At 65.4% G+C, this 9,556-nt stretch carries 12 protein-coding genes; 10 read left to right on the forward strand and 2 right to left on the reverse strand.

All coding sequences use genetic code 11. The features are described from left to right. Positions 1–664, reverse strand: a 664-nt coding sequence (locus QZ709_RS19320; RefSeq protein WP_294639178.1) for a universal stress protein, incomplete at its 3' end; no start/stop codon positions are given. Positions 665–882: 218 nt separating this feature from the next. Here QZ709_RS19320 and QZ709_RS19325 point away from each other — a divergent pair. The 10 genes from QZ709_RS19325 (at position 883) to QZ709_RS19370 (ending at position 9,081) form a co-directional block, all read left to right on the forward strand. Further along, positions 883–1,971 carry an amidohydrolase family protein gene (locus QZ709_RS19325; RefSeq protein ID WP_119014728.1) on the forward strand — a complete coding sequence of 363 codons (1,089 nt, stop codon included), beginning with the start codon at positions 883–885 and terminating at the stop codon, positions 1,969–1,971. Then, complete coding sequence (locus tag QZ709_RS19330; protein ID WP_060987171.1) at positions 1,968–2,813, forward strand: fumarylacetoacetate hydrolase family protein; 846 nt, start codon at positions 1,968–1,970, stop codon at positions 2,811–2,813. Before QZ709_RS19325 ends, QZ709_RS19330 begins: the two co-directional genes overlap by 4 nt. A gap of 19 nt (positions 2,814–2,832) precedes the next feature. Next, on the forward strand, positions 2,833–3,738 hold the full coding sequence (locus QZ709_RS19335; protein ID WP_119014729.1) for a 3-hydroxyacyl-CoA dehydrogenase: 906 nt from the start codon (positions 2,833–2,835) through the stop codon (positions 3,736–3,738). Beyond that, on the forward strand, positions 3,735–4,910 hold the full coding sequence (locus tag QZ709_RS19340) for a thiolase family protein (protein ID WP_121506352.1): 1,176 nt from the start codon (positions 3,735–3,737) through the stop codon (positions 4,908–4,910). The genes QZ709_RS19335 and QZ709_RS19340 overlap by 4 nt, the downstream gene beginning before the upstream one ends. Continuing rightward, complete coding sequence (locus QZ709_RS19345) at positions 4,907–5,440, forward strand: carboxymuconolactone decarboxylase family protein (RefSeq protein ID WP_294639179.1); 534 nt, start codon at positions 4,907–4,909, stop codon at positions 5,438–5,440. The genes QZ709_RS19340 and QZ709_RS19345 overlap by 4 nt, the downstream gene beginning before the upstream one ends. Then, entirely contained in the window at positions 5,437–5,985 is a 549-nt protein-coding gene (locus tag QZ709_RS19350) for a glutathione peroxidase (RefSeq protein WP_121506353.1), read from the forward strand. Before QZ709_RS19345 ends, QZ709_RS19350 begins: the two co-directional genes overlap by 4 nt. 4 nt (positions 5,986–5,989) lie before the next feature. After that, entirely contained in the window at positions 5,990–7,168 is a 1,179-nt protein-coding gene (locus tag QZ709_RS19355; RefSeq protein WP_121508678.1) for an MFS transporter, read from the forward strand. A gap of 64 nt (positions 7,169–7,232) precedes the next feature. After that, entirely contained in the window at positions 7,233–7,814 is a 582-nt protein-coding gene (locus tag QZ709_RS19360) for a glutathione S-transferase family protein (protein ID WP_082753520.1), read from the forward strand. Positions 7,815–7,874: 60 nt separating this feature from the next. After that, positions 7,875–8,651, forward strand: a complete 777-nt coding sequence (locus QZ709_RS19365) for an SDR family oxidoreductase (protein ID WP_060987167.1) — start codon at positions 7,875–7,877, stop codon at positions 8,649–8,651. Between the two features lies 1 nt (position 8,652). Then, positions 8,653–9,081, forward strand: coding sequence for a dihydroneopterin aldolase (locus QZ709_RS19370; protein WP_060987166.1), 429 nt, complete (start codon positions 8,653–8,655; stop codon positions 9,079–9,081). Here QZ709_RS19370 and QZ709_RS19375 read toward each other — a convergent pair. After that, positions 9,075–9,556 (reverse strand): MFS transporter (locus QZ709_RS19375; RefSeq protein WP_294639180.1); only part of this gene is annotated, 482 nt, incomplete at its 5' end. The two genes, QZ709_RS19370 and QZ709_RS19375, sit on opposite strands and share 7 nt — an antisense overlap.

Below are 9,556 nucleotides of genomic sequence, written 5' to 3' on the forward strand. Positions count from 1 at the left end.
GGCGGAAGATGAATGCCTCTTCCTTGGGATGGTGCAGCCTCGCCGGAAACTGGCGCAGGTAGTCGGCCATTTGCCGCATCAGCGCCACGTCGGGAATCGTGCCATCGATACGCCGTGCGCGATCCAATTCGCGGAGGCCGGTGAGTACCGCAGCGATGGAACGATGTTCTCCCGCCACGATGGCGAGCGCGCGGTTCGCGTCGGCCTGCTCGTCATTCGACTCGATGCTGGCCACATGCACGGGAAGGTTGGCGATTTGCAGCAGCTGGCGGGTCACGCTGCTGTGCAGCCAACCCCGCAAGCCAGGCACGCGGCCGTGGGAACTCACGAAGAGCAAATCGCAGGCATGCCGCTGCGCCGCTTCGACAATGGCCTGGGCCGGATGGTCGCTGACGAGCGCATCCGTCGAGCATTCGACGCCGCCGATCCTCGCGGCCGTGGCCGCCTTGAGCAGCACCGCATGTCGGGGCATGTCGCTTTCGGCGGTGAAGGCTTGGCGGTCGAGCGAATGCAGCATGGAGCCTTCGCCGGTGGCGGCCAGATCGGGGGCCGCGTGGAAAAAGGTGATCCGAGCCCCCAGGGCCCGCGCAAAGCTGACCGAATGGGTGACGGTTGCCATTCCCAGCGGGGTGTCGTCCAGGGCGACGAGCAGGTGTTTGTACATAAAGAGCTCCATGCAAGACAGTCTTCAGGGTGTCTGTAGCGGCTGTGTCGTCGCCTCAGTGTTTCCGATAACTTGAACAGAATCGCTGTTTTTGATTAATATCGCATTGACGCAGTGCAAACGCATGCCGGATTTCTGGCGGCTGTCACTGCTTCAGTAGCACGCGAACGACATCTGCACCGGCCCTTGGGGCCGTGCCCGAACCTGAAAGAATCACCATGCTGATCGACCTCCACGCCCATGCCCCGCTACCGGGGTACTACAACCAGCATCCGTTTTGGGGGCCGTTCTTTGAGCGGCACCCGGATGGCGACGTCAAGCTTCGCGTTGGCCATTGGGTGCTGCGCCTGGGCTCGCCCGAACGCAAGGCAGCGGTTCGTGCCGGGAAGGGACCGAGCGTCGAGGAATACATGGCCCGTTGGGCGGATCCGAAGAACCGCCTCAATGGCATGGATGCCGCAGGGCAGAATGCGCAGGTGCTGTCGGTGCCTTCGCACTGCTACATGTACTGGGCCGACCCCGAGTTCTCGGTGCGCTTCGCCACCAAGGTCAACGACATCCTGGCCGACTACTGCTCGGCCGCGCCGGATCGCCTGATGTTCTGGGCCCATGCGCCGCTGAATGCGCCGCACGACGCAGCCAAGGAAATCCGCCGCGCCTGCACCGAACTCGGCGCGAAGGGCCTGGTGGCCGGCGGCGCGAACTTCGGCGGGCTGGAGGCGGATTCGCCGCAGCTCGACGTCGTCTGGAAAACGATGTGCGACCTCGATCTGCCGATCTTCATCCACGGCTACAACCAATCGGTCACCTGGGGCATGCAGGCCGACCATGACCAGTACGAAACCACGGCCATCGTCGGCATGAACTACGACGAGACGCGATTCTTCTGGTACCTTATCAATGGCGGCGTTCTGGATCGCTTCCCCAATCTCAAGGTCTACATCACCCATGGCGGCGGGTACATCCCGTACCAGCTCGGCCGTCTGGCCCAGACCAACCGCAATCTCGACGTGGCGTTCAACAAGAAGCCGGTCGAGGAGTATCTGAAGAACTTCTGGTTCGACGTCGAATTGCACGAGGTGCCGATGCGCCAGGCACTGGTTGACATCATTGGTGCCGATCGCGTTCTGTATGGCAGCAACTTCGGCGGCAGCGATGCCGTTCGCCACGACCTGACCGATGGCCTGCGCCTGTCGGACGACGATCTGCAGAAGATTCGCTGGAAGAATGCGTGCGAGCTGCTGCACCTGGATCCTGCCAAGCTGGGCAAGCCCGCCGTCCAACCTGCTGCCAGAGTCGCCGCATGAAGCTCGCACGCTGCACCGATGGCGGTGCCCCGTTCTGGGCGCTGGTCGATACCGAACGCGACGAACTGCGCCCGATCGAGGGCGGGGTCTCCGATTGGGGCCCGGCTATCACGCGCGGCGAGGGGGAGGCTGCGCTGCGCTTCCGTGGCGCCGTGCGCGCGCTCGACTCGGTGCGGCTTCTGCCACCCATCGAGAAGACCAACCGGGTGGTGGTCGCTGGGGCCAACTACGCCAAGCACCTCGCGGCCGACTTCGGCATCAAGAGCCACAGCCAGCCTATCGCCTTCCTGAAGGCCCATGGCGCGCTCATCGGGGCGAACGACGCATTGCGCTACCCGCCCCTGACGCAGGAGCTGGATCACGAGGTGGAACTGGTGGCCGTGATCGGCGACACGGTCAACCGCGATGACCCCATCTCCAGCGTGCTGGGATACACCGTGGGCAACGACGTGAGCTCGCGCGATCTGCAGCGCAGCGGACCGCCCGGTGTCGGAATGGATCTATTTGCGGCCAAGAGCGGTGACCAGACCACGGGCCTCGGCCCGTGGATCGTGACGCGCGATGAGTTTGCGCGCGAGGGAAAGCTGTCGCTGCGCCTGCTGCTGCGCGTGAATGGGGAAATTCGCCAGGACGGCGACACGGCTGAGATGACCTGGGATGTCGCGGAACTGGTGAAGTTCGTGGACGAGCGCTCGCGTTTCGAGAGCGGCGATGTCATGTTCACCGGCTCGCCGGCCGGCACGGGGCAGGGTTCCGGCAAGTTTCTCAAGCCCGGTGACGTGGTCGAGGCCGAGATTCCCGGCATCGGTCTGTTGCGCAACATCGTCACGACAGCCCAATAAGCAATCAGGGAGACAGTACATGAGCATTACGCAAAACAAGGTGGTCGTCGCCGGTGGCGGCCTGATGGGAACCGGCATCGCCCATGCCTTCGCCAGCTCCGGCTTCGTCACCGTGCTGGTGGACAGCAACGAGGCTGCGGCCGCCAAGGCACTCTCCGCCGTGGCCAAGATCCTGGACGACGGGGTTCGCCTCGGCAAGCTCGATGCGGCGGTGGCCGAGGCGGCGAAATCCAGGCTCACGACGCAAGCCGATCTCGCTGCCGCATCCGCGGGGGCCGCACTGCTGGTCGAGACCGTCACCGAGAACATCGCGGTGAAGAAGCAGGTGGTGGCCACGGCCGCCGCCCACATGCTGCCCGACGCCATCATCGCCACGAACACCTCCGCGCTGAGCGTGACCGAGATCGCCACGGCCGTGCCCCAGCCTGAACGGGTGGTGGGCATGCACTTCTTCAATCCGGTGCACAAAATGAAGCTGGTCGAGCTGGTGCGCGGCATCGCCACCAGCGACGAGACCGTGGCCAGAACCCGCGAATACAGCGACGCGCTGGGCAAGACGTCGATCATCGTCAACGAGTCCCCGGGCCTGACCACCAGCCGGATGTCGGCCATGCTGGGCAACGAAGCGATGTGGATGCTGCAGGAGGGCGTGGCCACTGCCGAGGACATCGACACGGCGCTGCGCATGGGCTTCAACCATCCGATGGGGCCCCTCGAACTCGGAGACCTGACCGGATGGGATACCCGGCTGTCGGTGCTTCGTTACCTGCACTCGACGCTGGGCGACAAGTTCCGTCCCTGCCCTCTGATCATCAAGATGGTGGCCTCCGGCCGCCATGGGCGCAAGACCGGCGCGGGCGTGTACCAGTACGACGAAAAAGGCCAGCGTATTCCTGGCTCCGGCCTGAAAGCGAGCGTTCTGTGAGCCGCCCGGATGTGGTGATCGTCGGGGCGGTTCGCACGCCCGTCGGAAAATTCAAAGGCAGCCTGGCGCCCGTGCGCGCCGATCACCTGGGTGCCGTCGTCCTGGACGAGCTCATTACCCGTTCGGGGCTTGAGCCGGAATTGGTGGACGATGTCATCTTCGGCTGCGTCACCCAGGTCGGTGAGCAGTCGGCCAATATCGCGCGCACTTCACTGCTGGGGGCCGGCTGGCCCTGCACGATTCCTGGCCTGACGATCGACCGCAAATGCGGTTCGGGTGAAGAGGCCGTGCACGTGGCTGCGGGCCTGATTGCGTTCGGGTCGGCCGAGGTGGTCGTGGCCGGCGGTGCCGAGAACATGAGCCGGGTGCCCATGGGCAGCAACCGCAGCATCCATGGGGAGGCCTTTGGCTGGATGGTCGCCGAGCGCTACGAAATGACGAGCCAGGGTGAAGCGGCCGAGCGCTTGTGCGACCAGTGGGAGCTGGGCCGGGAAGACCTCGATGCGTTCGCCGCGGAAAGCCATCGGCGCGCTTGCGCGGCTGCCTCTGCCGGCCATTTCGAGAAAGAAATCGTGCCGGTGCCCGTTATGCAGGTGCGCGAGAAGGGCGCAGAGGGCGAGGCGCACTTGTTCTCCGCAGACGAAACGATCCGTCCCGGTACGGCCGTCGAGAAGCTGGCGACCCTCAAAACCAGCTTCCGCGCGGACGGTCGCCTGACTGCCGGGAACTCTTCGCAGATCTCGGATGGGGCGGCGGGTTTGCTGCTGATGTCTTCGGTCAAGGCCCGATCGCTGGGCCTCAAGCCCCGCGCGCGCATTCTCGCCATGACCACGGTGGGCTCCGATCCCACGCTGATGCTTACCGGGCCGGTCGCGGCCACCCGCAAAGTGCTGGCGCAGGCGGGGCTCACACTGGACGACATCGACCTCTTCGAGATCAACGAGGCGTTTGCCTCGGTTCCCCTGGTCTGGATGAAAGAGCTGGGCGTGTCTTCCGAGCGTTTGAACGTCAACGGCGGCGCCATCGCGCTGGGGCACCCCTTGGGGGCGAGCGGAGCGCGCATCATGACGTCGATGCTGCACGAGCTGGAGCGCCGGGGCGGACGTTATGCGCTGCAGGCGATCTGCTGCGCCGGCGGCATGGGGACCGCCACCCTCATCGAGCGGCTGTGACCGTGGCGCGCCTGCCGCTGGTGCCGCTGGCCGATTTTCCGGCGCCGCTGGACGAGGCCATGCGGCGGGGCGTCGAGACACGCATGCTCAGTTCCACCGTGCCGGTGCAGGTCTGGGCCCATCGGCCACAGGCCGCGCTGGCATGGCTGGCGCTGCTGGACCAGTTCTACAACCACGGCGTGCTGGACGGGCGGCTGCGGGAACTGGTGCGGCTGCGCATCGCCAGCATCACGCAGTGCCAAGCCTGCCAGTTGGCGCGCAAGAGCGACCGCGTGGACGTGCAAGACCTGGAAGCCCTCAATTGCCAGCAGATCGGCAGCGCCCACTTTTCGCCCGCCGAGCGGGCCGCGCTGGCGTATGCCGAGCTGTTCGCAGCCGATGCGCATGCCGTTGGAGAAGGGCATTTCGCAGCGCTGGCCGAGCACTTTTCGACCGCCGAGACCGTTGAACTGCAGATGTTCTGCGCTTTGATGCTGGCGGGCGGCCGCATGACTTTGGTTCAACAAGCCTACCAGGAGGTATCACCGTGAGCACATCGATCTTCGACATTCCCCTTCAGGCCCTGAACGGCTCCGATACGAGCCTTGCCCCCTTCAAGGGACAGGTGATGCTGGTTGTCAACGTGGCTTCCCAATGCGGGCTGACCCCGCAGTACGCCGGCCTGCAGTCCCTGTACGACCGCTTTCGCGACCGTGGCCTGCACGTGCTGGGATTTCCGTGCAACGATTTTGCGGGCCAGGAGCCGGGAAGCGAGGACGAGATCCGCGACTTCTGCGACACCAACTACCGCGTGAGCTTTCCGCTTTTCACCAAATTGCGGATCAACAGTGAGCCCAGACACCCGCTCTATGCCGCCCTGATCGCTGCGCAGCCTCATGCCGTCGCGTCCGGCGATCCACGGCTGCGCGACACCTTGTCCAAGCATCAACTGCTGCCCAAGGCAGATACCGATGTGATGTGGAACTTCGAGAAATTCCTGATTGGCCGTGATGGGGCCGTGGTGGCCCGTTTCGCTCCCGACGTGGCACCCGATGATGCAAGGCTGATCGCGGCCATCAAGGATGCCCTCGGTTGATTCCATGGCACGCAGCGGGCGTTTCAGTTTCGGATGGACGCTGCTGACGCTGGTCGCCGCGCAGGTCGGATTGCATGGCTGCCTCAACGGCATGCGCATGACCGTCCCCTTGTTGGCGGTGAGCGAATCGCGGGGCCCTGCCGTGATCGGGTTGTTGATGGCGCTGTTTGCCGCCTTCCCCTTTGTGCTCGCCATTCCTGCCGGGCGCCTGGTGGATCGTCGGGGGTACCACCTGGGAACGCGCATTGGTGCCTTGCTGGCGCTGGCGGGGGCCGGTCTTGCCGCTTCGGCGTCCCATGTCTGGGCTCTGGGAGGCGCCGCGGCCCTGGTGGGGGCGGGCTCTGCGGTGGGCATGATTTCACTGCAGCGCACGGCAGGCCGGCTGGCCCGGGGCGAGGCGGAACGCCTGCGGATCTTCAGCTGGGTGGCACTCGCGCCGTCCATCGCGACTTTCATCGGCCCGGTCCTGGCGGGCATGCTGATCGACCATGTGAGCTATCGCGCGGCTTTCGTCGGACTGGCTCTGCTGCCTCTGGGGACGCTGCTCGCCACCACCCGAGTCCCTGCCGAGGCGCCTCGGGCGCCCGCGAAACGGACCGATACTCCCCCGAAGGCTTGGGACCTGCTGGGCGACCGCGATCTTCGGCGACTGTTCTTCATCAATTGGCTGATTGCCGCCTGCTGGGATGCCCACGCTTTTGCGTTGCCGATCCTGGGCCACGAGCGGGGCTTGAGCGCATCGGCCATCGGCACGGTGCTGGCCAGCTACGCCGTCACCTCAGCGGCCGTGCGGCTGGCGATCCCCTTTTTGGCGGAGCGTCTCCAGCCCCGGTGGGTGATGACCGGTGCGCTGACCTTGACGGCATCGGTTTTCCTGCTCTATCCCTGGTTGGACAGCACGTGGGCCATGGCGGCTTGCGCCGGCACCATAGGCCTGGGACTGGGGGCCATCCAGCCCGCTGTCATGTCCAGCCTGCACACCTTTGCACCGCCGGAGCGCCAAGGCGAGGCCCTTGGCCTGCGGTCCACCGTCATCCATTTCTCCACCTTGGTGATGCCCTTGGGTTTTGGCGCCGCCGGCGCCGCGTTGGGTGTTGCCCCGGTGTTCTGGATGACCGGTGCGGCGCTCTCCGCGGGTGCCTGGGCTGCTTTTGGGTTGCCGACCCAGGCCAGGCACGACTGACAAAGAACGATGACGCGGTTTTGCACGGGCGTCGATCACATCGCCTATCTCGCTACAAGGACACATGATGCTGAAGCTGTATCACGCACCCGGCTCCAATTCGGCGCGCATTCTGTGGCTGCTGGAGGAATTGGGCATGGAACGGGAGGTCGTGGTGGTGAAATACCCGCGCAACGATGGCAGTGAAGCCGATCCGCGCAATCCGCACCCGCATGGGTTCACGCCCGCGCTGGAGCACGATGGCCACTTGGTATCCGAGACGGCTGCCATTGCGCTTTACCTGACCGATCTGCATCCCGAGGCCGAGGTCGGCGTGCCGGCGGGGCATGCGTTGCGTGGAGCCTATCTCACCTGGCTCTTCTATCAGGTGGGTTTGACCGAACCCCTGGTCTACATGGAGGGGAAGGGCCTGCTGGCGCAGGATCCGGCGATGCGCGGCCTGAATCAATCAATGATGCAGCACATCCGGCACACGCTGTCACGCGGCCCCTACCTGCTCGGGCAGCGTTTCACCGCTGCGGACATCCTGTTCATGAGCTTGTTCGAGACTGCGCGCCCGCTGCTGGGCGGCTGCCCGGTCATCGAGGCCTATCTGGCCCGCGCCGATCGCCCTGCGCGGCGCCGGGCCTTGGCGCTGGATCGCTGAGCCGCGGTACGGCGGCCCGCCGCTTTTCTGCCTGGTATTTTTTATTGAGAGCCTGAACCGATGTCCCGTTCTGTCGTGCTTGTTACCGGCGGTGCTCGCCGCATTGGACGCGTGATCGCGCTTGATCTGGCTGCGGCTGGATGGAACGTGGCGATCACCTACCGGCACTCGTCGGAGGAAGCTCAGGACACGCTCAGGGAACTGCGCCGCAGTGAAGGACAAGCGGAAGCGCTCTACGCCGACTTGAGCGATGAGACCGGTTGCCGAGCGCTGGTGCCCGAGGTGGTGAGGCGATTCGGCCGCATCGATGCCGTGGTGAACAATGCGTCCGTTTTCGAGTACGACAACGCCGAGACCTGCGGATTGGCGGCGATGGAGCTTCACTGGAAGGCCAACACCGCGCCCGCCATCTTGCTGGCGCAGGCCTTGTACCAGCATCTGCTGGATACCGGGAGGACAGGGTGCGTGGTGAATCTGCTCGACCAGAAGCTGTGGAACCCGAACCCTGACTATTTTTCCTACACCCTGTCCAAGGCGGCGCTGGAAGCAGCCACAAAAATGTTGGCCATGGCCATGGCGCCGCGCTTGCGCGTAGGAGGTGTGGCCCCGGGGCTCGCCCTGCTGTCCGGGCCGATGAACGAGCGGGAGTTCGAGTTGGGCCAACGGCTCAATCCGCTGGGGCGAAGCTCCCCGCCGGAGGATATCGCCGACGCGGTCCGCTTCCTGCTGACATTCCCGGCTTCGACAGGCTCCACCATCCTTGTCGATGGAGGCCAGCACCTGACTCGCCAGCCGCGCGACGTGATGTTCCTGGCACGCGAGATGGGAGCCCGCTGAAATGTCCAACACCCTTCTGACTCCTGCATTGGCGCGGTGTCGCCGCCTTTTCCTGCGCAACCATGTGGTGGACATCAACATCGGGGCGCATGCCTTCGAGCAGGGTCATCCGCAGCGTGTGCGTATCAATGTGGATCTGTACGTTCCCCTGGCGTGCAGCACACCGGTGGATGACGATCTGGGGGAGGTCGTGGACTACGATTTCGTGCGTGAGGCGGTTCGGGAGCGCGTGGGCCGCGGGCATATCCAGCTTCAGGAGACGCTGGCGGATGATCTGCTGCGCGCGCTGCTCGCGCATCCCCAGGTACTGGCAGCACGCGTCTCGACCGAGAAACCCGATGTCTACCCCGACTGCGAAGCGGTCGGCGTCGAGGTGTTTGCATTCAAGGACGGCGTGACTGCTGGCACCCTGGGGCCGCAAGCTCAGTGACGGGCGCGCTCTTCCAGGCTGGCGCCACGGGTCCACAGCAGTAGCAGCAGGCTGGCAATCGCCGATGCCGCCAGGGATGCACCCACCGAGGTGCGTTCCGCGATGGTGCCCCACAGAATGGCCCCCGCCGCGCTGCCGCCCATGATGCTCATCTGGTAGATCGCCATGCCCCTTGCGCGCAAGGTGGCCGGCAATGCCAATTGCGCGCACATGGTGAGCGTGTTGGCCACACACAGCCAGACCGCACCGGACAGGGCGAGCGCTGGCGCGAGCGTCCACGCGCTGGGCGCCCAAACTGCGCCCAGCGTGGCCAGCGCGTGCAGCCACACGCCCCCATCGATGATCCGGTTGCGCGCCGCCAGTGCCGGGAGGCGGGGCAGGGCCATGGCGGCGAGCACGGCCCCCGCGCCCATGGAGGCCAGCAGGGTGGTGTAGGTGGTTTCGTTGGCGCCGATGTCCTTGGCGACCAGGGGCA

This window comes from uncultured Aquabacterium sp. (assembly GCF_913773725.1).
Lineage (GTDB): Bacteria > Pseudomonadota > Gammaproteobacteria > Burkholderiales > Burkholderiaceae_C > Aquabacterium.